We start from the raw sequence: 25,975 nt of genomic DNA on the forward strand, positions 1-25,975 counted from the left end.
GTATCGTTTTCTAAAACTAAAGGGGGAGGATTATGGATAAGCTAAGGGCGCTGGGTCTGGGGTCGGTGGGGCAAGACGAGCAAGCTGTTAAGCAACAGTTGCATCTTTATATCAATCTGAAACTGGCTTCATGCGGGCAGCCGACTTGTATCGATACCGAGTCGGCGCAGTTTATGGATACCGCTCAGGACTTGCTGAATAGCTATCTGGAAAAAAGCCGCTTGTTGGCCAGTTCCTCCCTTTATCCTGCGGATAGACGGATTCAAGATTTCCTGGAGCGCTATTGCGCGGATCTGGGCTTTGCCAAAATCCCCAGTTTGCCGACGATGACTTTCGAGTTGGATAAGCACGGCGTGGCGCGCGAATTATCGTTGCCTTTGGGCGAAGATGAATTTCGTTCCGAAATCGTCTCCAGTTTTCGGGTGAAGCAAGGCATTTTGCACAATCCAGCCAGCGACCGGCGTACCACGCAAGGCTCGTTTCATGTGGCCGAGGGTGGATTGCCGGTGCCCGGCGACAAGAAGCAGGTCCCCAAGCTGACGTTTGCTTTGATGCTGGGTGAGGCGTTAAATCCGCCTGATGATTTGATGGTCCTACCGTTTACCGCCCACCAACCCAAGCCGGCACGCATGTTTGCATCATTATTGATGCGGCCGGTAGTCTGTCCGGAAATCCCGGGTGTTGCAGCCGAAAAATCCATGGAAATCCGCTTTTTTGCGCCGGGCAATCTGGTCAGCAATCTGGATTTTGTTGAGAGCATCTTCGGCAACGGCGGCAATCCTGCTTTGCCGGAATGCGATGCGGCCCTGGATGTCGAACATTGGTCCGGCCACAGCGGTTGCGTGATTCTGGCGCCGCATTTAACCAAGCTCACTAAAAAACAGTTGGGTCTGCCGCATTGGGATGAAGCCACCGAACGTCAACGCGCCGATGGCATGTGCTGGCAAAATCCCGAGGAACTTTATAACGACGGTCAGGCGTTTAAACTGACTGCGCGTGACACCAGCGGTGTCATTGTCACCTTGTTGGCCGACAACTACTACGGTTATTGCAAGAAGGAAGTCAAAACCCAAATCAGCTATGCCGCCAATTTGTTCGGTTTGGCAGAAGAGGAGCATGCCGGCGGCGCGTTGGCATTTCGTCGTGTCAATCACGGTGATGAATTTGGCATTGGCAGTCTGACCCGCGAGCCGGGCTACGATTTCGACGAGATGACCTATCACTACGGCGCGATTATGGATGTGCATCCGGAAGGTTATGCGGTGGACAGGCATTTTCCGGAGATTATTTATGTGCCGCAGGATTTGCGGATGAGTCTGGCAACGCAGAAAATTACCTGGATCAGAAACGGCCAAAGCCATAGCATTCGCTTGCAACCGGGCAAAATTTACGTGCAGCCCAACGGTTATAAAATCGAGATGTGCAAGCACCCCGGTGCGCCGTCCTGGCGTTTGATCGGCACCGTCGCGGAAGGCACGTTTTGTCATAAGCCCTGTACGGTGTCCGGCGGCGGCAAATCGGAAATTTCCAAATCCATAGAGGACGCGGCAATCTACGGGCCTCTGTTCGTAGACGATTTGCAGCACGATCTGGATCGGGTTCAGGCGATTTTCGATAAAGACTACACCGGCCGCTTCTTGCCGGGCTTCGAGCGCGACGATCGCGGGCCTAGCCGGACCGTGCTCAGTTCGGAGCGCAGCCTGGGTTCCGTGATCAAGCTATTGACGCCTTCTCCCAACCATGTGCCGGAATTTAACGATTGGCTGCGGTCCATTCCGCCCAGCATTCTGGCTTTGGTGTTTTTGATCAAGCGCTTTTACCGGCCGGAATGGGGCAACAATTGGCGCGACAATTTGTCGGTGGATATTATCGACGGCGCGCCCGGTCACGAGTTGAAACTGAACCAGCGCAAGATCGTCGCCACTTATTTACGGGTAGGTTTTGACCTAGACGGCGGCTGGCGCACTTTCAAAGTGCGGCAAGACTATATCGCTTGCGAGAAAGTGCAGATGGAAGACGACATCAGTGCCTCGGTGGTGGTGCCGACCGCTGCGGTACGCGCATGGCTGCCGGACGATGGCTACGAAACGAGTCTGAAGCTGGTCAGCAACTGCGAATACCGGCTGTTTCAACGTCCGGACGATGCGATTATTCCTGGTTACGACAAACAAACCGAGCTGAACATGTCCGGGCCGGGTAACTTCATGGCCAATTTCGAGCCTTTGGATCACGAGCAGTTATCGGCGGTGGTCGAAGATGTGATGACTTTTTCCAAATTCACCGCGCCCATGCAAAAGCTATTGAGCGATGCTTACCAGGACGGGAAAGGCTATGTGGTGTGTTCCGCGCATCCGCGTTTGGTGAACGGCAAACCGTCGAAAAATCCGCGCTACCTGGAAACTCGCGTGGACGTGGTGAAACCCTTACGGAAATACGTGGCGGAAATCGGTGCGCGTTTACATCGCAAGATTCCGCTCAATCAACCGCTCTGTCATCCGGTGGACGCGGTATTGACCGGTCGCCGCAACAATCCGCCCGAACCGGGCATCCGCGCGCTGGCGGTTTACAATCCGATTCATTATCAAGAGTTGCCGGAACTGTTCATGGATTTTGTCTGTTCCTTGACCGGCAAGTCGCCGTCTACTACCGGAGCGGGTAGTGAGGGGGCGCTGACTAAAGGGCCGTTCAATGCCTTGCGCGGTACCGCCGATTTGAACAATGCCCTGGTCTCGTTCATTTTGACCGGCTATCCCGGTTTTTCCAGTTCGGCTGGTTTTATCGGTCCGGATACCCGCGTCGATCACGATATTAGTTTGTTGATTCCGGAGATTTGGGCGCGGCTGTCGCGCGAAGAGCGCCACCCGGCATTTTTGTTGGAACATGGCTATCTGGAACCGTTAACCGATTTTGAACACAAGGGCCAAATTGTCTTGGCCAGCCGTTTGGGTTATCGCATCACCAGTCATTTCGTGCACGGCTTGATGGGTAAGATCTTCGATAACCCGTATGCGGTTTTTACCGACGAGATTTTGCAGCCCGAGCGCCAGGATCTGGAGGTGTTTGTCGACGGCATCAATAATATCGTCGAAACCCAGCAGCGCGTGGCCCAGCAATATATCGAGGACGGCAGCATAGAAGATGCCTGTCCGCCGCTGTATGCGCTGCTGCATATTATGGCCGATGGTCATTATCAGGGTAAGGATGCGCATCATCCGGAGATACGGGCGATGTTTACCCGCGATTACTTGTTGGCTTCGGATTGGTATCAGGAACGGCTGCGGATCAAGCAGCAGCGCGACATCGCGTTATGGCAACGGCATGTCGATTATTTGGGCAGGTTCTTGCACGAAAGCAGTCACCAGACTTTGATCGACGAGCTGAAGTTGGTCGAACGGCATAGGCAGGCGCAACAGAAACTGGTGGAACTGGCCTCGCCGGAATATTTGCAGTCTTTGGTGGGTACTTTGGGCGCCGACCCTTTAGGGCCATACTCCGCGGGCGCAGTTTAGATTCGGCTATACCTAAAAAAACAGGGATACCGGTCTTGTGGCCGGTATCCCTGTTTTTATATGGGGCAAGCCCGCTTGATTTAACCTTTGCGTTTGGCTTTGGTCTTGCCTTTGGGATTTTCGTGGGCGATCAGCGAACGGGCTAGCTTCCGCAAGCCGTTGGAGGATACTTCCAGCCCAAGTGGCGAGCCTATCGATTCCAACTCGTACATCAAGTCCGTCGCGGCAATCAACGTCACATAGCGCAGGCTGCTATTACCCGGTAACTGGGTTGAAGCGTCACGTAGTAGAGGGGCTAGCACGTCCCAGGAACTGTTGAAGAACTTGCGCACCGGATCGTTTTCCGCCACATATTCCGCCGTCAGACCTTGTTCAAAGGCGACGCCGGCTTTTTGCAGGACATCGCGCAAGCTTGCCCGGCTGGCGTCAGCGTTGGTGGCGATAGGGGCTTTCTCAATATTCTTTTCCAAAGACATCTGCCAACCTTGCCAGAGCTTGCGCCATTGGTTCAATTCCGCTTCGTTCAATACCGGGGCCGCTTTTAAGCCGCCGGCATTTTGGTTGGTAGCGGTGTAGCCCACGTTGATTAAAATACCTTTCTCATCGGCTTTGACCTGATTGAAGCGCAGGCTGTTGATGGTGTCGTGCAACTCCTCGCTATCGTCGGCGGCGATGAAGGGGAGCAGGGTTTTCGTAATGTCCGGGCGGGATTGGTTTAAGTCGATTTTCAGGGCGGCCAGTTTGGGCTCGGCGGCTTTTTTGATCAGCGATTGCAATTGGGCGATATTCAACGGCTGGCCGTTGCGATCAAACGCATTCAGTTGGGTGACCGGGAAGCTCAGCACATTACCGGAGGCGTCCAATGTCGGCTGTTGCAGGGTTTGCAAAATACCTGACCATTCGATCAAGGTCATGCATTTGCCGCCCAGTGCGGTACCCACGCGGGCTTGTACATTGTTCTGAATTTTGACCTGGCCTTGCTCGCCGCTGATTTGCGGATGATCCAGATCCAAAAAGCTGCATTGCTTGCCGTCTTTCCAGGCTCTTACCGATTCATTCGGGCCGTCGTAGAGTTCGCTGACCAGCACACTTTTGATTAAACCGTACTCCATGGGCACCGGAATATTAATTTCGCGGGCCATACCGGTCTGTGCAGTCAGCAGCAGGCCGGTGGTAAGTAACAGGGTACGCATTTTTGACATGATTTACTCCTTAACGTTGTCGGGCGCTGGTTGATTAAGCGCGGCCGTGCCGCGATAAGCGGATGAAATAGGGTAGCGGCGGTCACGACCAAACGCTCTGGGTGTGATGCGAATGCCGGGCGGCGATTGCCGACGTTTATATTCGTTTCTATCCACCAGCGAAATCGCTCTGTGCACATCGGCAACCGTGAAGCCTTGGGCCACGATCTCGGCGGCGGATTTGTCCTGTTCCACATACAAAGTAAGTATAGGATCCAACACAGAATAAGGTGGCAGGGAATCTTCGTCCTTTTGGTCCGGCGCCAATTCCGCAGATGGTGCGCGGGTGATAACCCGTTGCGGAATGACCGGCGACAAGGTGTTGCGGTATTCGGCGAGTTGGTAGACCAATAATTTGGATACGTCTTTTAAAGGCGCAAAACCGCCGGCCATGTCGCCATAAAGTGTGGCGTAGCCCACGCTCATTTCGCTTTTGTTGCCGGTTGTCAGCAGCAGTTTGCCTTGTTTATTGGAAATTGCCATCAGTAACACGCCACGGCAGCGGGCTTGGATGTTTTCTTCGGTGGTGTCTTTTTGGCTGCCGGTAAACAGCGGGGCCAGCATGCCGTTGAAGGCAGTTACCGCCGGTTCGATGGGCAACACGTGATATTTCACGCCCAAGGCTTCGGCTTCCTGGATCGCGTCCTGGTTGCTCATGTCTTGGGTATAGCGCGATGGCATCAACACGGCTTCGACATGATCGGCGCCCAGCGCATCCACCGCCAACGCCAATACCAGTGCGGAGTCGATACCGCCGGACAAACCCAGAATCGCGCCTTGAAAGCCGTTTTTGCGCACGTAGTCTTGAATACCCAAGACCAGCGCTTTGTATTCGCTGACCACGGGTTGATACAAGGCGGCGATGGTGGATATTTGCGGCTCATGATCGACAAACTTGACGATGCTCAGTTGCTCCGCAAATTCGGCTGCACGAAATACCACCTCACCGTTACGATCGGCGACAAATGAAGCGCCGTCGAAGATCAGCTCGTCCTGGCCGCCGATTTGGTTCACGTAAACCAGTGGAATCCCGGCTTCTTTGACCTGCGAGCAGATAATGTCCTCGCGCTGCTGCATCTTACCCGCATGAAACGGCGAGGCGTTCAGGGTCAGGATAATGTCCGCCCCGGCAGCGCGGTTTTTAGCAATGATGCCGGGCTGCCAGATGTCTTCGCAAATCGTCAACGCCAACTGGCTGTCTCTAACCGTAAACAGACAGGTTTGGTCGCCGGCGCTGAAGTAACGCTGTTCGTCGAATACCCCGTAGTTGGGCAGGGCTTGTTTACGGTACGCGGCAAGGATTTCGCCGTCGCGTAATGCCACGGCCGTGTTATATAGCCGGCCATCCTGTTGCATCGGGTAACCGATCACAAGCGTGATGCCGGCAATCTTCTTGGCAATTTCGGCAACCGCTTGTTGCGCCTGGTGAATAAAATCCGGTCGAAACAGTAGGTCTTCAGGTGGATAACCGGTGACACATAGCTCCGGGAACACCACCAAATCGGCCTGCCGCTGTTTGGCTTGTTCAGCGGCGGCCAGAATTTTGCCGGTGTTGGTTTGAATATCGGCAACTGTTAAGTTCAGTTGGGCTAGCGCTATTTTTATCGACATTATGTTTTGGAAAAACAATCCCGCATCGCGACGCCTATATCCGAAGGCGAACTGACCATGCTGACGCCGGCCGCTTGCATCGCCGCAATTTTGCCCGCCGCAGTACCCGCGCCGCCGGTGACAATCGCACCCGCATGGCCCATGCGTTTACCTGCCGGTGCGGTCTGGCCGGCGATATAGCCTACCACCGGTTTGCTGACATGGGCCTTGATAAACTCAGCCGCTTGCTCTTCGTCGCTACCACCGATTTCACCGACCATGACGATGCCGTGGGTGTCCGGGTCGTCTTGGAAACGGCTCAGCACGTCGATGAAATTCATGCCATGGATCGGATCGCCGCCGATGCCGACGCAGGTGCTTTGCCCCAAGTCTTCGCGGGTGGTTTGATGCACGGCTTCGTAGGTCAGGGTGCCGGAACGGGAAACAATGCCGATTTTGCCGGGTAGATGAATATGGCCGGGCATGATGCCGATCTTGCACTGCCCCGGCGTGATCACGCCAGGGCAGTTGGGGCCGACCAGTAATGAGCTCGTGCCTTGCATGGCCGCTTTAACCTTGAGCATTTGCAACACCGGGATGCCTTCTGTGATGCAGACGATCAGCTCGATGCCGGCGTCGACCGCTTCCAAAATCGCGTCGGCGGCAAAAAACGGCGGTACGTAGATCATCGTCGCCGTGGCGCCGGTGGCTGTTACGGCTTGTTCGACGGTGTCGAATACCGGTAAATCCAGATGCTTGGAGCCGCCGCGTCCCGGAGTGACGCCGCCAACTAATTGCGTGCCATAAGCGAGTGCTTGTTCGGAGTGAAATGTACCCTGTTTGCCGGTGAAGCCTTGGCAAATGACTTTAGTCTGTTTGTCGATCAAAATAGACATTAAGCTACCTCTTGCGCCAGTTTTACCGCCAATTCGGCAGCATGATTTAGATTATCCGCAGCTACCAGGCCCAGTCCCGATTGGCTTAGCATGGCTTTGCCCTGTTCGACGTTAGTCCCTTCCAGGCGCACCACGACCGGTATCGTTAAGTGCATTTCCTCGACGGCCGCCAGGATGCCTGCGGCGATTACATCGCATTTGACGATGCCGCCGAAAATATTCACCAGCACTGCTTTGGTGGTGCCGTCGGACAAAATCAATTTAAACGCGGCTTTGACTTTGTCTTTATTGGTGCCGCCGCCCACATCCAGAAAATTGGCCGGCGCACCGCCTTTCAACTTCACCATGTCCATCGTCGCCATGGCCAGGCCGGCGCCATTGACCATGCAACCGATATTGCCGTCCAGCGTGATGTAGTTAAGATCGAACTGTTTGGCTTCCGCTTCCTTGGCGTCTTCTTGCGATGCATCGCGCATCGCGGCTATGTCAGGATGCAAGGCGATGGCGTTGTCGTCGAAATTGATCTTGCCGTCCAGTGCCACCAGTTTGCCGTCATCGGTTTGGATCAGTGGATTGATTTCGATTTGGCTGGCATCCTTGGTCAAAAACAGTTGATACAGGCCGCTCATAATGCTCTGCAGCTGGCTTTGCTGTTCTTTGCCCAAGCCTAGTGCAGCGGCTACTTGGCGACATTGATAAGGTTGTAAACCTGCTGCGGGGTGCACCGGCACCTTGACTATTTTTTCAGGTGTTTCAGCGGCCACCGCTTCGATGTCCATACCGCCGGCGGCGGAAGCAATAAATATCAGCCGTTCACTTTCCCGGTCGAGCAACAGGCTCAAATAATATTCTTGATTGATTGCCGAAGCCTCTTCCACCCAAACGCTATTGACCGGCAGGCCGGCGGCATCGGTTTGATGCGTTACTAAACGTGTACCCAGCATCGCCGCGCTGTAAGCCTTTACTTCCTCCAGGGTCCGGGCAACTTTTACGCCGCCGGCTTTACCTCGGGCGCCGGCATGAATTTGCGCCTTTACCACCCAGGCAGAGCTGCTTAAGGACTGTGCGGCTTGCTGCGCTTGTTCGGCTGTGGTCGCCACGGCGCCCTGTGGCGCGGGGATCGAAAACGCTTTAAAGAGTTGTTTCGCCTGGTATTCGTGAATATTCATTTAGTGCTCCATGGATGGCTTAAATCGCGTCTCAAGTTGGTGCTATGATTGAACTGACAAACATTCTAACTAACTCTGCATAAAAACTCGGGCAATGCTTTCTTCATCGGTCGATACTATTTATCCCTGCCCTTTTTCCAAGGGGTACGGCATTCCCGTTCGGCAAGCATGGTTGATGTTGAAGATTTTCGCCCTCTATCGGTTTGTTACCGCCTGCCTGTTTGTGATGCTGTTTTATTTGCGCTTTGGGCCGTCGTTATTAGGTTCCTACGACGCATCATTGTACCAGTTCACCAGTGTTGCCTATCTGGGGATTTCGCTGATTGCCGCGCCGGTCGCATTTAGACCGCGTTGGGCTTATGCCAGTCTGGCACAGTTATTTATTTTCACTGATATTGTCTTCATTACCTTGCTGATGCACGCCAGCGGTGGGATTGGCAGCGGCATTGGCATCTTGCTGGCTATCTCGATAGCGGCGGGTGGTTTGCTGATTGGTGGGCGCTGCGCGATGTTGTTTGCGGCCTTGGCTAGTCTGGCAATTCTTGCTGAAGAGGTGTATGCGATAGAAACGCATGCCTTCGAAAATACTACCTTGACTTATGCCGGGATGCTGGGCGTGGCTTTTTTTTCGATAGCGTTTTTATCGGTAATCCTGGCACAGCGTGCCGAACAATCAGCGGTGTTGGCCAGACGGCACGAGCATACTATCGCCAGGCTGGAGAGTCTTAACCGCTATATCATCCAGCATTTGCAATCGGGCATCATGATCGTCGATGAGCGGCAGGTGACTCAACTGTCCAATCAATCGGCGTTGCGTTTGCTGGGCTTGGTCCTGCATCCGGAGGAACTGGCCGAGGTGGCGCCGGAGCTGAGGCAGGCTTTTGAGTTGTGGCGCGCCAATCGGGATCAGGATTTTGCCATTATCCAATTAGCCAATCGCAACGAAGTGCAAGTGCGATTTTCCGAATTAAGTATGGATGACGAAGCGTTGTACATGCTGATTTTCGAGGACATTGCCTTGTATAACCAACGCCTACAACAGAGCAAGCTGGCGTCTCTGGGCCGGTTGACCGCCAGTATTGCCCACGAAATTCGCAATCCGCTCAGCGCCATTAGTCATGCCGGACAATTGCTATCCGAAGCACCGGATTTGGATATGCAAGAGCTGCGTTTGACGGAAATCATCCAGCACCATTGTCAGCGGGTAAACAGCATAATCGAGGACATTCTCAAGTTGTCTCGGCGCAACCCGTCGCAAAAACAAAAAATCGCTTTGGACCAGTGGTTGCCGGCCTACCTTGACGAGCAGAAATTGAATCTGGGCGAGCGGGCGGAGTGTTTTAAATTGATTTTTAAAGCGCAAGGCTTGAATGCCTGTATTGATAGTGGCCACTTGAAGCAAATTCTCGACAATCTCTGCGCCAATGCTTTGCAATACGGTAAGCCTGAGCTAGGGGCCATCGTGCTTGAAGTGTCGCAGATGCAGGAGGCGCCGTGCATTAAAATTATCGATAATGGCGCCGGAATTGCCGCAGAGCACCGGCAGCATTTGTTCGAACCGTTTTTTACCACTTCCCACCAAGGTACCGGGTTAGGGTTGTATATTTCCAGGGAATTGGCCGAACTGAATCAAGCGGAGTTAAGTTACGCCGCCCATTCCGGAAAACCTTGTTTCACTTTGTTGCTGGCTAATGCCGATCACGCCGTCATTGAAATATGAATATGCCTGTCACCCTGGTTGTCGACGACGAACCCGACATCCGAGAATTACTCGAAATAACCCTGAACCGCATGCACATTCAAACCCGTTGCGCGGCCAATTTGGCCGAGGCCAAACAGCTACTGGCCGTTGAGGTGTTTGATTTGTGTCTTACCGATATGAAACTACCGGACGGCGACGGGCTAGACTTGGTCGATCATATTCAATTGGCCGGTTTGCAATTGCCGGTGGCGGTGATTACTGCGCATGGCAGCATGGATATTGCGATCAAAGCCATGAAAAAAGGCGCCTTCGATTTCCTGTCTAAGCCGGTCGATTTGGGGGTATTGCGGCAACTAGTCAGTCATGCGCTGCAAGCCTCGCTAACTAGGGTTTCCGACAAGGAGCGACGTACCCGCGACATCTTGTTGGGTGAGTCTGCATTAATGTGCGCTATTCGCTCGAAGATCGACAAGGTGGCGCGCAACCAGGCGCCGGTTTATATCAGCGGAGAGTCCGGTTCGGGCAAGGAGTTGGTGGCCAGATTGATACACCAGCAAAGCCCGCGCGGCGAGAAACCGTTTATTGCGATTAACTGCGGAGCGATTCCGCCTGAATTGATGGAAAGCGAATTCTTCGGGCATAAAAAAGGCAGTTTCACCGGCGCGGTAGCCGACAAGCAAGGCTTGTTTCAGGCGGCCGATGGCGGTACCTTGTTTTTGGATGAAGTGGCTGATTTGCCTTTGCCCTTGCAAGTTAAATTGTTGCGGGCGATTCAGGAGAAAAAAGTCCGCCCGGTCGGCGAACAGCGGGAAGTGCCTGTCGATGTGCGCTTATTGAGTGCAACCCACAAGGATTTGACCAAGATGGTCCAAGAAGGCAGTTTTAGGCAGGATTTGTACTACCGGATCAATGTCATCGAGCTGAGTTTGCCACCCCTGCGCGCCCGGTCCGCCGATATTCCTCAGCTTACCCAGCACTTATTGGCGGGCTTGGCTAATGCCAACGGCATGGATTTGCCCAAACTCAGCGACTCTGCGCTAAATGCGTTAAAGCACTACTATTTTCCCGGCAATGTTCGGGAGCTGGAAAATATATTGGAGCGGGCGCTGGCCTTGCACGATGGCGGCGTGATTGAAGCCGACGATCTGAACTTGCCGTTGGGGATGGAATTGGCCGCGGTCGAAGATTTTGACGCCGAGAAAATGTCGTTGGAAGCCTATCTCGAGGACATAGAGAAAAAAGCCTTGAGTGCGGCGCTGGAAGAAAATCGTTGGAACAAAACCGCTACCGCTAAATACTTGGGCCTAAGCTTCCGTTCGCTGCGGTATCGCTTGAAAAAGTTGGGTCTTGAATAACAGAAAATAAACTGAAGCGAGTAGGGGCGTGCTACTCGCCTAAATATCCACAGGCATGCTTATTGATACTTGCTCATGCCTTTCAATTGTTGCAGCGCGGCTTGAATTTTGGCGTTTGCGGCATCGTCTAGTTCGTTGTTTTTATACACTTTGTCCAACAGGCCTTCTTCTACCAACGCATCTTTGATCCAGCGTTTGGCAAAGGCATAACTCGCTGGGATTTTGGCGACTTCACCTGTTTTTGGATTTTTCAGAATATCGACTGGCGCTGCTGGCGCAGGGGCGGCGGCTTTTTTGGCCGGGGCGGATTTACTGGCTTTGGGGGCGGCGGGTTTGGGTGTGGCGGCTTTGGCTGGAGCGGATTTTTCGGCGGTTTTTACAGCTGCGGGAGGAGGCGGTGTCAGTTCGGTTTGGATGGCCGGTTTACTCGCTTCCGGCTTGGCGGGCTCGGGTTTACTAGTTTCCGGTTTTTCCTTTTTGCCACCCATGACTACAAATACTACATAAGCTACAAAAATAGTTGTCGCTATAAAAAGCAATTCAGCCATAACCCTTCCCCTTTTGTTTGTTTTATTTATTAAGATTCAGAACAATGTGATGACACGTTTTAAACACCGCGAGCGAATATACCAGAGCTAATCAAGTCGGTAAACTAATACCCCAATTGCTAAAAAGTTCGCGAATTACGTTTAATCCGTTTCAAGTGATTAGACTGGCCACCTGATTGCTGCCCAGCAAAAGGTTAAGCGAAACCTTCTGACCATCCAGTAGATTCTGCTCGGGTTTGCCGAATGCGTAGCCCTGGCCGAAGTTTACGCCGATTTCCTTCAGCTTTACCGCCGTACCTGCCGATTCGACGAATTCGGCGATGGTTTTTTTGCCGAGTTTTGAGGCAATTTCCACCATGGATTTGACAAGTATTTGATCGGTTTCGTTGTCGAGCAGGTTTCTGATGAATTGACCGTCGATTTTCACGTAATCGACCGGAAAGGTTTTGAGATAGTTGAACGAACAAAAGCCGGCGCCGAAATCGTCTAGCGCGAATTTGCAGCCTAAGGCTCTGATTTTGTTAATCATGTGCCGGGTTTTTTCAAAATTGTCCACGGCGGCTGTTTCGGTGATTTCGAAGGTCAAACGGTTGGCGTCTATCCAGGTCATTTCCAGTTTATCCTTAATAGTGGATAGTAAATCCGGATACTGAAACGCGGTACTTGAAAGGTTCACGGCCAGGGAAATATAAGACATGTAAGTGGGCAGTGCCGCCAGAAAGTCGATGGCATTCTCCACGACCCATAGGTCTATCGCGTGAATCAAGCCGGTTCTTTCAGCTACCGGAATAAACTGATCCGGCGTGATGACTTCATTGCCTTCGCCGCGCATACGCAATAACACTTCATAGTGCGAAACATTGCCATCAGACAGCTGTACCACCGGCTGGAACACCAGAAATAGCTGGTTATCCCGCAAGGCCTTGCGAATCAGCGGCACCCAGTAAATGTCGCGGCGTCTTTCCTTGACGATGAGATCATCGCTGTTGTAAACGCAGATTTTGTCTCTGCCGGTGCTTTTTGCAAAGTTGCAGGCTTGGCGGGCATGTAAAATCATTTCGCCCGGATGAAACGCGGAAACGGTATTGTCCAGCGCGGCAATGCCGATGGAAACCGAGGCGCTGTAAGACACTTCGCCGGTGAAGAACCGGAAATTATCCACGGTGGTTTTGATGGTTTCCGCGAGAATCTGTGCTTGCTTTTTGGTTTTGTTTTCCAGGAATAAACAAAACTCGTCGGCGCCGATACGGGCGAATAAACTGCCGGCTGGTAATAGCTTTCGGACCAGAATGGCCATTTCGACCAGTAAACGATCACCCACTTCAAAGCCTTCCAGTTCGTTAATCAGGCTGAAGCGGTCCACATCAATGAACAATAACGACCCGTCTTTTTGCGCTTTATTGCTATGATTTAGCACCAATCTCAGTTGGCGCTCGAAACTACTGCGATTAAATAAACCGGTTAATTCGTCGTGCGCGACCAGAAACTTCAGTTTCGCATCGATAACGTTTTTGGCGGCTAATTCATTGATCAATTGTTCTTCCTGACGGTGACGCAATTGGCGTTCCTGTTTCAGGCTCAGCAAAAACTTTACTGCAAGTATCAATTCCTGGGTGTTAACCGGCGTATTGATTTTATAAGTTAAGCAATTGTCTTGTTGCGGCTGACAACGATCAAGTTCGCAGTCAAAGCAGTCGTCGTTCAGAATCACCACCGGGATGACTGATACCGAGTTGGCGCTGGATAAGCTTTGACACATCTCCCGAGGATGGCAAAGCGGCAACATTGCGTTCAGCACGATCAGACCGATTCTGTCGGGTTGATCGGCGTAAGGCTTCAATATTTCGTATATTTGTTCGCCATTTTCAGCAATACGAATATCGGTAAAGCCTTTGGCTTTCAATGTGGAAGCGATTTTTTGAGCAGAGACTTCATTATGCTCCGCAACGACAATCAGTTTTTCTTTGAGCGCGTCATTGGCAATCATCTAATACCATCCAGGTATTGGCATAAAATCGGGAGCTGTCAGCATGGTCAGGAGGAGGCCGGCATTTAATAAGCTTGTATTTTCATATAATTGGTCTAGGTTTAAGCGCAGCCTTTAATGCTATTTCTATGCTATTGGTTTTCAGTATAGGTGTAAATTTAATTTTTTAGAATTATTGATGATAGCTTACTCACCGTCCACATTGACTGTTGCCGATTTGCTTAGAGGTGATTTACAACTCGCCTCGCCGCCGAATGCCTATTTTTTGTTAAAAAAAATAGTCGAAGATCCGAATAAGACCGCGAAAGACGCGGCTGTGGTGATCGAAGCCGATGCGGCATTGGCGGTAAAGCTACTGAAGATTGTGAATAGTGCTTTTTATGGTTTTCCATCCCAAATCAGTTCGATTGCCAAAGCCATTACCATGATTGGAACCCGTGAGTTGCAGAATCTGGTGCTGGGTACCTTGATTGTCGAACGCTTTTCCGATTTACCGGGACAACATTTCTCTATACACGATTTTTGGGCCAGAAATTTGCGCTGCGCGTTGATTGCACGCGAGTTGGATATTCATTTCGGCAAGCACTATGCCGACACCTCGTTTCTGTGCGGCTTGGTCCACAACATCGGGCAATTGGTGTTTTATCGGCGGATTCCGGTATTGGCCCGGGAAGTCGACTTATTACTGCAATCGCAAACCCCGCTCGCGGTGGACGAAGAGGTCACGGTGGAGCAGAACGTGATCGGCTTTGACCACTTTCAGGCCGGTGCCGAGTTGTGCAAACAATGGATGTTACCGGACGTTATTGTGGAAAGTATTCGCTTGCATTGCTTTCCTGATCTGATCGGGCCTTACGCCGATCTGGCTGCCATGGTCAGGCTGGCCAACTGCTTAAGTCGAATCGAAAATCCCTACGATGCCCACGCTGTCAATGCTTTGAATCTGACGCCCGAACAAATCAGTTTCATCCTCGATAAAATCAGCGACGAATTCGAAGTCATTTTTAAATTGTTCTATCCCACCGCCTAAGTGCGCTTAGGCAATTGCAGCTGCTTCCTACAATTCCTTGAATATCTGTTGCTGAAAGGTGACAGCAGCCAATCGAAAAGATCTCAATAATTAGCTAGAGATAGGCTATCGACTTTTCTCGAATGCGGTTTTTGTCGCAAAAAAACAACGGATAGGCCAATTAAATTCGTTTTGTCATAAAGTTGTCATATTGCCTCCATACAATGCGCTCAAGCTTTTTGGTCATCATGATCATTAAGTTAACGCATTGATTTATATAATTATTGGAGAAATTTGATGAGACTTTCTAAGCTGAGCCTGGCAGTGGTCGCCATTATTGGCTCGGGTATCTGCGCCGAGGCGATGGCGCTGGATTTGTATGTTGATTCCAAAACCAAGCAGATTTTTGCCGAGCCGGGTCCGGGGCGTGTCAAGTTGGGTTCTTTTGAAAAAGTCGAAGATACGGTTGCTAAAAAAGTTGAAGTCGACAATCAAACACAAAAAGCTGAGATCGACAAAATCAAGCAGGATCTCGAGCTGAAAACCAACGAATTGAAAGCGCTCGACGAGCATATCGTTGCGCAACGCGAAGACAAAGCTAAGAACGACGAAAAATGGTTTAACAAAATCAATGTTCGCGGCTATACCCAGTTGCGGTATAACCAAGCACTATCCGGCGATAGAACAGCGGGCGAGCCGGAGTTGAAATCGGTGGGTGATGGCTCGATAGGTAACAATCAAGGTTTTTCTTTGCGTCGAGTGCGTTTGGTATTTTCCGGCGACATCAATGAGTATATCTCCTTGTATCTGCAACCGGATTTCGCAACCACCAACGGTGATTTGAACTTTGCGCAGTTGCGGGATGCCTATGCCGACTTGGCGTTCGATAAGGCTCACGAATATCGAATCCGTGCCGGTCAATCCAAAGTCCCGTTCGGTTGGGAAAACTTGCAATCTTCGCAAAACCGCCTGACGCTAGACCGTGACGACGCATTGAACAGCGCGGTGCCTAGTGAGCGTGACCTGGGTTTGTTTGCTTATTGGTCGCCTAGCGATGTACAAAAACTTTGGAAAGACCTAGCCAAGAAAAATCTGAAAACCTCCGGTGATTACGGCGTCTTGGGCTTGGGTGTTTATAACGGTCAGGGTATTAACAAAGCGGAAGCTAACGACAACTTATATTTGGTCGCTCATTCGACTTATCCGTTTGATTTAGGTTTCATGGGCTTGCGTGGGCAAGTCATCGAAGTGGGGGCGGATGCAATGTCGGGAAGATTCAACCGGTCCACCAGTGCCTATACCAGCAGATTTGGGTCAGGCACGCCGACCGCAAGAGATAATAGCGAAGATAGAGTTGGCGTTCACGCCGTGTTGTTCCCGCAACCGTTTGGTTTGCAGGCGGAATGGAATTGGGGTGCAGGCCCTACGCTTAATCCATCTGCCAACCGTATTGAAAGACAAAATCTGGAAGGTGGGTACGTACAAGCGATGTATAAAATCGATAACGTATTCGGTACTAAAGGTAGCATGATGCCTTATGTCAAATGGCAAACCTATGATGGTGCCTGGAAGGGTGTCGCCAACGCTCCAAGAGTCAATGTGGACGAGGTCGAAGCCGGTGTCGAGTATCAAATCAACAAGGCGTTGGAGTTAACCGTGGCTTATGCGACGATGAATCGTACTCAAATTCAGGCGCAAACAACGGCAGCTGGATTCTTGCAGCAAGCCAGCGGCGATTTGATCCGTACCCAGTTGCAGTTCAACTATTAATTGATGGCGGAGCGCTGATTCTCGGCGCTCCAAAAGAATTTCTGGTTTAAAAATAAAAGCCCCGTTTCTTGCGAATCGGGGCTTTTTTGTTATCACTATATTTTCGAGTTCTCACGTTGACCCTGATTATCGCGGAGCGACGTGAATATATCCGCACAAGGTGAGTGCTGAGTCAGACAGTCTGCTAGACTGATCAGCCTATCAAAAAACTCCGAAAGTTATGAGTGAACACTCTCTAGCCCGTTACGGGTGGCTCTCTATTGCTGCCGCAATCAGTACTATCGCATTAAAAAGCTATGCCTATTGGTTGACCGGCTCCGTGGGCTTGCTGTCCGATGCGTTGGAGTCGCTGATTAATTTGGTGGCGGCGATCATCATGTTGGTGGTACTGACTATCTCGGCGCGGCCGCCGGACGATACCCATGCCTACGGTCACGAAAAAGTTGAATATTTTTCCAGCGGTGCGGAAGGCATCATGATTCTGTTGGCGGCTTTCAGTATCGGCTATGCGGCCTGGGAGCGATTATGGAACCCGCTAGCGCTGCAGCAACTTGATCTGGGTATTGCGGTTTCGGTATTTGCCTCTCTGATCAATTTAGCGGTTGCCCGAATTTTGATTGGTGTCGGCCGCCGTCGGCAGTCGATTACCCTGGAAGCCGACGGTAAGCATCTGATGACCGATGTCTGGACGACAGTCGGGATTTTGGTCGGCATCGCCATTATCTCGGTGGCAAACCGTTTTGAGCCGAGTTTGGCGTTTGCTAGGCAATTGGGGTTGAATGGCTGGGAAATACTCGACCCGATTATTGCCATAGGAGTGGCGTTAAATATCGTCTGGGCCGGCTTGCAATTGATTCGCCGGACAGTGTCGGGCTTGTTGGATGCGGCGTTATCTCCGGCGGAAATCGCTGAAATTGTCGCTGTGCTGGATGAGTATGTGGTCGGCGATGGCATTGCTTATCATGCGTTACGGACGCGTTACGCCGGCGCCAGGCGTTTCATGTCGGTGCATGTGTTGGTGCCGGGCGGTTGGACCGTGCAGCAGGGCCATGATTTGCTGGAAGCCATTGAGCAGCAGATCAAGGGCAAGTTCGACAATATAGATATCGATACCCATCTTGAACCTATCGAAGATGCTGCGTCTTGGGAGCATTGAACACGCGGTTTGGGCTGCAACGGCTTGGATTAAGCTTCAATCAGATTTAATTCCACTTCTTCCGCGCTGTCTCCGGCAATTTTAAAGCCGCGCATTTCCAATACGCCCTTGGTATTTAAGGAAATGATCAAATGCAGTGCATCCGGATAGCTGGCTTCCTGGATGTCGGTCGCTGACGGTTGGGCCGGCGTGTGCGGGTGCGAGTGGTAGATAGCAAATAGCGTTTCGCCTTTTTCGCGGATTTGGCGCATGGCCTCGATTTGCTGGCTGGCGTCCAATAGGAACCGGTTCTCTGGTGTGGCCGCGCTATTTGCCACCGGATAACAACTCACCGGCAGGCCGGTGCTGTCCGCGCCGATTAGGCCGCAAACCTCCGCATCCGGGGATAACTGTGCCAAGTGCAGTAACTGATTGGTGAGCTTGCGCGGCAGAGAAATTTCGCTGTTGTTCATAATGTGTTCCAAATTCCTGAAGTCACCCGAGGATTGCCGGATAAATCGGCATGTGTCTTGACCTGCCGGTAACCCAATTCGTTAAAAATGGCCTGTACCTCGGTTTGTTGATTGTAGCCGTGTTCGACCAATAATTGCCCATAGTCTTTCAAATGCGCACGGGCTTGTTCGGCAAGTTGCCGAATGTCTTGCAGGCCGTTTTTGGCGCTAATCAAGGCACTGTAAGGTTCGAAGCGCACGTCTCCGATTTTTAAGTGCGGATCATTATCTGCGATGTAGGGTGGATTGCTAATTACCAAATCAAAGCCTGTTTCCTCGATGTTGTCGAACCAACTTGACTGCACAAAACGCACATTGCCGGTGTTGAGTTGCTGCGCGTTATATCGGGCGACTTCTAAAGCTGCCGAGCTTAGATCGCAGGCAAAGACTTGGGTCAGTGGTCGTTCGGCGGCCAGCGTGATGGCGATAATCCCGGAACCGGTGCCGAGATCGATGATTTTACAGGGCAGGTCTGTCGGTAATAGCGACAGGCTGAGCTCCACCAGCAATTCGGTGTCGGGGCGGGGAATCAACACATCCGGGCTGACTTTAAAATTGCGCGACCAGAATTCGCGTTGGCCGGTTAAGTAGGCAACCGGGGTGCCTTGCGAGCGCTGTTTTACCAGTGCTTGAAACTGAGCGACTTGTTCAGCGCTGGGCTGATGTTCCGGCCAGGCTCGGAGAAATGAGCGGTTTTTGTTCAGGCAGTGGCAAAGCAATACTTCGGCGTCAAGCATTGCGGTTTCGGACGTTGTGCTTAGCTGTTCGTTTGCCGCGATTAACAGGCTCAGGAGCGAATGGTCATTGCTTTTAGACATTGCCCAACTGCGTCAATAATTCCGCCTGATGTTCGTGTATCAGCGGTTGAATCACATGCTCCAGTCCGCCTTCCATAATCTCTTCCAGTTTGTAGAGTGTCAGATTGATGCGGTGATCGGTGAGCCGGCCTTGCGGGTAGTTATAGGTGCGGATACGCTCGGAACGGTCGCCGCTACCCACTTGCAACTTGCGGCTTTCCGATTGTTCGGCGTGCTGTTTTTCCTGGGCAGCGGACATCAAACGCGCTTGCAAAACCGACATCGCGCGGGCGCGGTTTTTGTGCTGCGAACGTTCGTCCTGGCATTCGACGACCACGCCGGACGGAATATGGGTAATGCGGATCGCCGATTCGGTACGGTTGACGTGCTGGCCGCCGGCGCCGGAGGCGCGGAAGGTGTCGACGCGCAAATCCGCCGGGTTGATGTCGATTTCGTCAACCGCATCGACTTCCGGCATGATCGCGACGGTGCAGGCTGAGGTATGCACGCGGCCTTGCGATTCGGTTTCCGGTACGCGTTGCACGCGGTGAGTGCCCGACTCGAATTTTAATTGCGAGTAAACATTCTGGCCGCTGATGCGCATGATGACTTCTTTAAAGCCGCCGTGTTCGCCGCGATTTTCGTTGATGATCTCGGTGCTCCAGCCTTGCCGTTCCGCATAGCGTTGATACATACGCGCCAGGTCGCCAGAGAAAATTGCCGCTTCGTCGCCACCGGTACCGGCTCGGACTTCCAGAAACACGTTGCGGTTGTCGTTGGGGTCTTTCGGCAACAGCAGGATTTGCAGTTGCTGTTCCAGCTCGTCGCGTTGTGCCTCCGCGGCCTGGATTTCCTCTTTGGCCATTTCCCGTAACTCCGGGTCGCTGTCTTTAGCCATTTCCTGGGCCGATTCCAGATTGGCTTCGTTTTCCTGATAGATTTTGTAACAGGCGACCAGCGGCTCGATTTGCGCGTATTCCTGGCTCAGGCTACGGAATTGGTTTTGATTGCTTTGTACTTCCGGTTGCGACAATAAGGCGGTGATTTCTTCGAAGCGTTCGCCGAGGTTTTCCAGTTTGGTTTGTATCGAGGGTTTCATTCAGTGGTTTATCGTAATTTGAAAATTTCGCGGGAAGCGGCGATCAGGTCGTGGCGTTCATTGGCGCCAGCCTCGCGCAATTGCGCGCAGGGGGTGTGGATCAATTTATTGGTCAAGGTGTGGGCGAGGCGCTGCAACACTTCGTCGGCAGCTGCGCCGCTGTTGAGTTGGGCTAAAGCCTTTTGTAAGGCTTCGTCGCGAGTCTGCTCGGCCTGCGTGCGGAAATCGCGGATGGTTTCCTGCGCGCCTTGGGAGCGTAGCCAGGCCATAAAATGTTCGACTTGGGTGTCGATGATTTCCTCAGCCTGCTCGGCGGCGCGGCGGCGCGAGTCCATATTTTGATTGACGGTGTTTTGCAGGTCGTCGACGGTATACAAATACACGTCACGCAGTTGTGCAACCTCTGCCTCAATGTCACGCGGCACGGCTAGATCAACCATGAACATCGGTTTGTGTTTGCGGATCTTGATCGCGCTTTCCACGCGGCCTTTGCCAAGTATCGGCAATTGGCTGGCGGTGGACGACACCACAATATCGGCTTCCGCCAAATGATTCGGCAACTCGGCTAGGTTTATAGCGTAGCCGTTGAATTGCATGGCTAAAGCGTGGGCTTTGTCGTAAGTGCGATTGGCAATAATGATGCGGCCGATACCGTGCTGGTATAGATGGCGGGCGGTAAGTTCTATGGTTTCGCCTGCACCTATCAGTAACGCGGTTTGTTCGCTGAGCTTGTCGAAAATCTGTTGCGCCAGTTGCACGGCGGCAAATGCGACCGAGACCGGGCTGGAGCCGATAGCGGTGTCGGTGCGGACTTTTTTGGCGGCGGAAAAGGTGTGTTGAAATAATTTACTAAGATTTCTGCCCAGCGTGCCGGCTTGTGAAGCGGCATGGTAGGCGGTTTTCATTTGGCCGAGAATTTGCGGCTCGCCCAGGATCATCGAATCCAGGCCGCAAGCCACTCGGAACATATGTCTTATCGACTGGCTATCTTTATAGCTGTAAAGATAGGGAGTGAAGTCGGCTGGTTTGATCTGTTTGGTGTCGGCTATCCAGTTTACCAACGAGGATTGGTTGTCGCTGTCGGCCTGATAGTAAAACTCGGTGCGATTACAAGTCGATAGAATGGCCGCTTCGCTGATTTCGCGAAGATTCCACAAGTTTTTCAGGGTGTTATCGAGCATGTCCGTCGGGAACGCCAAGCGTTCGCGGATCGCGACCGGGGCGGTATTGTAATTTATCCCTACGGCAAGAAGAGTCATCGGTTGCGAACAATAGCACAAGAAAAGTCCGCTATTTTAAGGAATGCGCTGTTTTTGTCCAAATACAATGAAACGACAGTCCGATTCAGGGGCTTTTTCTGGTAATCTATCGTCAATAGTTTTTCAAAAGTGGGTCAATTGATTGCATGAAAAAATGGATAGCCATAGCAATGTTTTTATCGATGTCAGGATGTGCGGTTTCTCCTGAGAAAGAGCCTGACGCAGAAGGTGTGCCAGCCAAGCCGGAGGGTTTGGAAAGCAGAGTTAACCGCAATACGGTGATCGACGAAGAGGTGCTGTATTTGCTGATGGCCGCCGAATTGGCAGGGCAGCGCAATCAGTATCATTTGGCCATGGATGCTTATTTGCAAGCCGCTAAGCGAGTTGATGATCCGCGGATTGCGGAGCGGGCCGTGAAAATCGGTTTGTTTTTGAAAGATGAGCAGCGTACCCGCGAGGCCTTGACGGTTTGGTTGTCCAAAGACGGTAAAAATTTGGCGGCGAGAAAGTTTGCCGTGTTATTGGCGATCAAAAATTCAGATCAAAAGGCGGCTTTAGAAAATCTCAATGCCATGCTGGCAGATGATCCGGCCGGTTTTGAGGCTGGTGTGCTGGAAATGACCAAGTTGATGGAAAAAGAAGGTCGCACACAATTTACCTACGACGTGTTGGAAGAGTTGGCTGTTGAGCATCCTAATCAAGCCAGTGTGTTTTTCTTGCAGGCAGTTTTGGCGTCGGTTCTGCAAAATAACGAGTTGGCCCAGCAGAAAGTTAATCAAGCATTGTTAATCCAGCCTGATTGGAATAAGGCTGTGATCTTGCAGGCACAGCTGGCCGGACGCTCCGGCGACTTGACCAAGGCGCGCGCCTCTTTGGAAAAAGCGCTTAAGGCTGCTCCAGAAGATAAAATGCTGAGAAAGATGTTGTTAGAGGTGTTGGTTAACGGTCACGACTATGACGATGCGATAAAGCTTTGCCAGAATGTGTTGGAAGACAAGCCGGATGATGCTGAAACGCTGTTTACCATGGCTTTGGTGTATATGCAGCAAGGTCAGATCGATAAGGCTGAAAACGTACTTGAGAAGTTGCTGAATAATCCCGAGTGGGAAGGGCAAGCTAGTTTTTATTTGGGTAAGATTGAAGTTGATCAACAGCATCCGGATAAGGCGTTAAATTGGTTTGATCGGGTGAGCGACGGCAATTACGCATTCGACGCGGATATGGCGGCGGTGTCTTTGTTGATGAATCAAAAACGCTTCGACGAGATTGAGGCGCGCATCAAACGCATGGATAACAAATATCCTGAGCAGCATTTGCGGGTCTTGATGGTTAAGGCAGAGCTTTACAATCAATTGGGTAAATACCAGGAAGCTTTTGATGTTCTGACACTGGCTTTAAAAGACATGCCCGATAATCGCGAAGTGCTATATGCCCGGGCATTGGTTGCCGAGCGTTTGGATAAGCTGGATGTACTTGAATCCGACCTGCAAAAAATTTTAGAGAAAAAGCCGGACGATGTAGGGGCGCTTAATGCGTTGGGTTATACGTTGACCGATAGAACGCAACGCTATGAGGAGGCGGCCAAATATTTGGAGCGCGCTCTCAGTTTGCAGCCCGATGAGGCAGTGGTAATAGACAGCTACGGATGGTTGCAGTTTAAGCTTGGAAAGCCTGAGCGGGCGCTGGAATTTTTGCGTAGAGCCTACGAGAAGCAGCCGGAAAATGAAATTGCCGCGCATATTGCAGAAGTGCTTTGGTCCTTAGGTGAGAAAAAGGAAGCAAAAGAGCTTTTCGACAGTGTTTATAAAAAATCTCCTGATGACGAATATTTGTTGGAGTTTAAAAAACGCTTTTTGCAAAACGGGCAATGATTTTTAAAGGCAGTGTATTTTTGTTGGCTGTGGCGTTCTTGTCTGGCTGTTCTTTATTGTCTGAGAAGCCTGAAGGTACTTATCGTTTGCAAGATATGAGGGTGTTGCAACAGCAACAGCAATGGTATTTTGAGGGGCGATTGGCTCTGGCTGATGAGAAGGATTCGTTTTCTGCGTCGGTGAGTTGGCGGCATCGCTCAGGGAGAGATGATATTGAGCTTTCGGGGCCATTGGCTCAGGGTAAGCTGATGATAACTGTCGAAGCTGATTTCGTAGCGGTGGATGACGGCGACAATCACAAAGAATTTCGCGGGCCTGCAGAAGAGGTGCTGGCGGAGCAGTTAGGTGTCGCGATTCCAGTGAGCGCTTTGAGGTATTGGGTGCTTGGCTTGCCTGATCCGGAGCAGTCGTTTGTCGAGCAGGTTGATGGATTTTTTCAGTCTGGGTGGCGGGTTGGTTTCAGAGAAATCCAGCATGTTAACGCCTTAGTACTGCCGAGAAAAATCAATGCGGAAAAAGATAAGACAAGAATCAAATTAATAGTGGATCAATGGGATTTGTCGTGACGGGAATGCAAGAACAGGTGGTGGGTTGGGGTGAGAAATGGCCTGCGCCGGCTAAGTTGAATCTAATGCTGAGAATCACCGGGCGTCGCCCAGATGGCTATCATTTGCTGCAAACAGTATTTCAGATTATTGATTTGTGTGACTGGATAACATTTTATCCAGCGGAAAATGGCCGGGTTTATTTGCGTCATCCGATTCCTGGTGTCCCGGAACACGAAGACTTAACCGTTCGTGCCGCCAACTTATTGAGACAATATACTGGGTGTGCGTCCGGGGTGTGTATCGATGTCGAAAAGAATCTGCCTATGGGTGGTGGCTTGGGTGGTGGTAGTTCCGATGCTGCTACTACGCTGGTGGTGCTGAATAGGTTGTGGAATCTGCATTTACCATTAGAAAAATTGATGGAGTTGGGCTTGCAGCTTGGCGCCGATGTGCCTGTTTTTGTCTATGGATACACCGCTTGGGGTGAGGGTGTTGGTGAGGAATTAAAGTCCATAACGATTCCGGAACAATGGGTCGTGGTAATCAAGCCGGATTGTCATGTGAACACGAAACAGATTTTTTTGACGGAAGAGTTGACAAGAGATAGCAAACCCATCACAATGCGCGACTTCATTGCAGGCGATTGGCGGAATGATTGCCTTCCGGTCGTTAGCAAGTTATATAAGCCGGTGAGTAATGCATTGGATGCATTATCTCAATATGCAGAAGCAAGATTGACGGGGACTGGGGCTTGTGTGTTTGCCCAGTTCGATTCGGAAGAGTCGGCGCGTGAGGCATTTTCTGTGTTGAGTCAGAGTTGGTTAGTTTATTTGGCTCGAGGACTTAATGTTTCGCCTCTGCATGAAAAATTAAGACAAGGATCTGTTTAATCAATTTAATGGGCTGTCGCCAAGCGGTAAGGCACGAGGTTTTGATCCTCGCATACCAAGGTTCGAATCCTTGCAGCCCAGCCATAATCTCCACACAATAGTTCCTTAGGAGTGCTTGAATGCGTGAGGCCTCGGTAATGGTATTTTCCGGGAATGCCAATAAGGCGTTGTCTGAAGGTATTGTGAAGAAGCTCAATATGCGCCTCGGCATGGCCACGGTTGGTCGTTTCAGTGATGGCGAGATTTTTGTTGAGATAGAAGAAAATGTTAGGGGTAGGGATGTATTTGTCATACAGCCTACCTGCGCGCCTACCAATGAAAATCTAATGGAATTGTTGGTAATGATCGATGCTATGAGGCGAGCGTCTGCGGCGAGAATAACAGCCGTTATGCCGTATTATGGTTACGCGCGGCAAGATAGGCGCTCGAGGTCGGCTAGGGTGCCCATTACTGCAAGATTGGTTGCGGATATGATAGGTAATGCTGGGGCTGACAGGGCGTTGACTGTTGACTTGCATGCAGATCAAATCATGGGATTCTTTGGGATTCCGGTTGATAATGTGTATGCTTCGCCAATTTTGCTAGGTGATATTTGGCGGCAAGAATACGAAGATTTGATTGTGGTTTCGCCGGATGTTGGTGGTGTTGTGAGGGCTAGAGCCATTGCAAAGCGTCTGGGTGATGCTGATTTGGCGATAATCGACAAGCGAAGGCCGCGTCCGAATGTGTCGGAGATAATGCATATCATCGGCGATGTAGAGGGGCGTACCTGTGTCATGGTGGATGACTTGGTTGATACGGCGGGTACTTTGTGTCATGCGGCAGGCGCGCTCAAGAAAAATGGTGCCAAAAAGGTTGTTGCATACTGTACTCATCCGGTGTTGTCTGGTGCGGCCGCGGAAAATGTTAAAAATTCCGTTCTTGATGAATTGGTAGTTACAGATACGATACCGTTAACTACAGAATTGTCCGGGATTGATAAGATTAGGCAGCTAAGCGTTGCGGAAATGTTGGCAGAAACAATACGTCGAATAGCGGTGGGCGAGTCTGTAAGCTCGCTTTATGTTGACTGATAAGAATTAAAGTAG

20 protein-coding genes and 1 tRNA gene are annotated in these 25,975 nt (G+C 51.3%); 11 read left to right on the top strand and 10 right to left on the bottom strand.

The window, feature by feature from the left end:
- Positions 1-32: 32 nt before the first annotated feature.
- Complete coding sequence (locus tag JWZ98_RS03720; RefSeq protein WP_205453334.1) at positions 33-3,509, top strand: hypothetical protein; 3,477 nt, start codon at positions 33-35, stop codon at positions 3,507-3,509.
- 80 nt (positions 3,510-3,589) lie between these two features.
- Here JWZ98_RS03720 and JWZ98_RS03725 read toward each other — a convergent pair whose 3' ends face one another.
- Genes JWZ98_RS03725 through sucC form a run of 4 tightly spaced genes read right to left on the bottom strand, consistent with a single transcriptional unit; the run spans position 3,590 to position 8,405 of the window.
- Positions 3,590-4,711 carry a hypothetical protein gene (locus tag JWZ98_RS03725; RefSeq protein ID WP_205453335.1) on the bottom strand — a complete coding sequence of 374 codons (1,122 nt, stop codon included), beginning with the start codon at positions 4,709-4,711 and terminating at the stop codon, positions 3,590-3,592.
- Between the two features lie 3 nt (positions 4,712-4,714).
- On the bottom strand, positions 4,715-6,361 hold the full coding sequence (locus tag JWZ98_RS03730; protein WP_205453336.1) for an NAD+ synthase: 1,647 nt from the start codon (positions 6,359-6,361) through the stop codon (positions 4,715-4,717).
- Complete coding sequence (gene sucD / locus JWZ98_RS03735) at positions 6,361-7,236, bottom strand: succinate--CoA ligase subunit alpha (protein ID WP_205453337.1); 876 nt, start codon at positions 7,234-7,236, stop codon at positions 6,361-6,363. Before sucD ends, JWZ98_RS03730 begins: the two co-directional genes overlap by 1 nt.
- Positions 7,236-8,405, bottom strand: coding sequence for an ADP-forming succinate--CoA ligase subunit beta (sucC, locus tag JWZ98_RS03740; protein WP_205453338.1), 1,170 nt, complete (start codon positions 8,403-8,405; stop codon positions 7,236-7,238). The genes sucD and sucC overlap by 1 nt, the downstream gene beginning before the upstream one ends.
- A gap of 175 nt (positions 8,406-8,580) precedes the next feature.
- Here sucC and JWZ98_RS03745 point away from each other — a divergent pair, with 175 nt between their 5' ends.
- Both JWZ98_RS03745 and JWZ98_RS03750 read left to right on the top strand, forming a co-directional pair.
- Entirely contained in the window at positions 8,581-10,125 is a 1,545-nt protein-coding gene (locus tag JWZ98_RS03745; RefSeq protein ID WP_240348203.1) for an ATP-binding protein, read from the top strand.
- A complete protein-coding gene (locus JWZ98_RS03750; protein WP_205453340.1) occupies positions 10,122-11,462 on the top strand; it encodes a sigma-54 dependent transcriptional regulator in 1,341 nt (446 codons plus the stop codon). The genes JWZ98_RS03745 and JWZ98_RS03750 overlap by 4 nt, the downstream gene beginning before the upstream one ends.
- A gap of 59 nt (positions 11,463-11,521) precedes the next feature.
- On the opposite strand, the gene JWZ98_RS03755 is transcribed toward JWZ98_RS03750, so the two are convergent.
- Both JWZ98_RS03755 and JWZ98_RS03760 read right to left on the bottom strand, forming a co-directional pair.
- Positions 11,522-12,010, bottom strand: coding sequence for a hypothetical protein (locus tag JWZ98_RS03755; protein ID WP_205453341.1), 489 nt, complete (start codon positions 12,008-12,010; stop codon positions 11,522-11,524).
- A 151-nt stretch (positions 12,011-12,161) separates the two neighbouring features.
- Entirely contained in the window at positions 12,162-13,997 is a 1,836-nt protein-coding gene (locus JWZ98_RS03760; RefSeq protein ID WP_205453342.1) for a GGDEF and EAL domain-containing protein, read from the bottom strand.
- 178 nt (positions 13,998-14,175) lie between these two features.
- Between JWZ98_RS03760 and JWZ98_RS03765 the strand changes: the two genes are divergently transcribed.
- The 3 genes from JWZ98_RS03765 (at position 14,176) to JWZ98_RS03775 (ending at position 17,932) form a co-directional block, all read left to right on the top strand.
- Complete coding sequence (locus tag JWZ98_RS03765) at positions 14,176-15,027, top strand: HDOD domain-containing protein (RefSeq protein WP_205453343.1); 852 nt, start codon at positions 14,176-14,178, stop codon at positions 15,025-15,027.
- A 276-nt stretch (positions 15,028-15,303) separates the two neighbouring features.
- Positions 15,304-16,776 (top strand): porin, encoded by a 1,473-nt coding sequence (locus JWZ98_RS03770; RefSeq protein ID WP_205453344.1) that lies wholly within the window; start codon positions 15,304-15,306, stop codon positions 16,774-16,776.
- Between the two features lie 220 nt (positions 16,777-16,996).
- The gene (locus tag JWZ98_RS03775) at positions 16,997-17,932 is read left to right on the top strand and encodes a cation diffusion facilitator family transporter (protein ID WP_205453345.1); all 936 of its coding nucleotides are present in this window, start codon (positions 16,997-16,999) and stop codon (positions 17,930-17,932) included.
- Positions 17,933-17,961: 29 nt separating this feature from the next.
- Here the strand turns inward: JWZ98_RS03775 and JWZ98_RS03780 are convergent, their stop codons facing one another.
- Genes JWZ98_RS03780 through hemA form a run of 4 tightly spaced genes read right to left on the bottom strand, consistent with a single transcriptional unit; the run spans position 17,962 to position 21,578 of the window.
- Entirely contained in the window at positions 17,962-18,384 is a 423-nt protein-coding gene (locus JWZ98_RS03780) for a M67 family metallopeptidase (RefSeq protein ID WP_205453346.1), read from the bottom strand.
- Complete coding sequence (gene prmC / locus JWZ98_RS03785) at positions 18,381-19,241, bottom strand: peptide chain release factor N(5)-glutamine methyltransferase (RefSeq protein WP_205453348.1); 861 nt, start codon at positions 19,239-19,241, stop codon at positions 18,381-18,383. The genes JWZ98_RS03780 and prmC overlap by 4 nt, the downstream gene beginning before the upstream one ends.
- Positions 19,234-20,319, bottom strand: a complete 1,086-nt coding sequence (gene prfA / locus JWZ98_RS03790; protein ID WP_205453349.1) for a peptide chain release factor 1 — start codon at positions 20,317-20,319, stop codon at positions 19,234-19,236. The genes prmC and prfA overlap by 8 nt, the downstream gene beginning before the upstream one ends.
- A gap of 8 nt (positions 20,320-20,327) precedes the next feature.
- Positions 20,328-21,578, bottom strand: coding sequence for a glutamyl-tRNA reductase (hemA, locus tag JWZ98_RS03795; RefSeq protein WP_205453350.1), 1,251 nt, complete (start codon positions 21,576-21,578; stop codon positions 20,328-20,330).
- Between the two features lie 146 nt (positions 21,579-21,724).
- Here hemA and JWZ98_RS03800 point away from each other — a divergent pair, with 146 nt between their 5' ends.
- From JWZ98_RS03800 to JWZ98_RS03820, 5 genes are all read left to right on the top strand, one after another.
- Positions 21,725-23,449, top strand: coding sequence for a tetratricopeptide repeat protein (locus JWZ98_RS03800; RefSeq protein WP_240348205.1), 1,725 nt, complete (start codon positions 21,725-21,727; stop codon positions 23,447-23,449).
- A complete protein-coding gene (lolB, locus tag JWZ98_RS03805; protein WP_205453351.1) occupies positions 23,446-24,015 on the top strand; it encodes a lipoprotein insertase outer membrane protein LolB in 570 nt (189 codons plus the stop codon). The genes JWZ98_RS03800 and lolB overlap by 4 nt, the downstream gene beginning before the upstream one ends.
- 5 nt (positions 24,016-24,020) lie before the next feature.
- Positions 24,021-24,887 (top strand): 4-(cytidine 5'-diphospho)-2-C-methyl-D-erythritol kinase, encoded by an 867-nt coding sequence (gene ispE / locus JWZ98_RS03810; RefSeq protein WP_205453352.1) that lies wholly within the window; start codon positions 24,021-24,023, stop codon positions 24,885-24,887.
- 9 nt (positions 24,888-24,896) lie between these two features.
- Positions 24,897-24,971: transfer RNA gene (locus tag JWZ98_RS03815), tRNA-Gln, on the top strand.
- A gap of 35 nt (positions 24,972-25,006) precedes the next feature.
- Positions 25,007-25,960 carry a ribose-phosphate diphosphokinase gene (locus tag JWZ98_RS03820; RefSeq protein ID WP_033156109.1) on the top strand — a complete coding sequence of 318 codons (954 nt, stop codon included), beginning with the start codon at positions 25,007-25,009 and terminating at the stop codon, positions 25,958-25,960.
- Positions 25,961-25,975 lie beyond the last annotated feature (15 nt).

Source organism: Methylomonas sp. EFPC1, assembly GCF_016925515.1.
Classification (GTDB): Bacteria; Pseudomonadota; Gammaproteobacteria; order Methylococcales; family Methylomonadaceae; genus Methylomonas; species Methylomonas defluvii.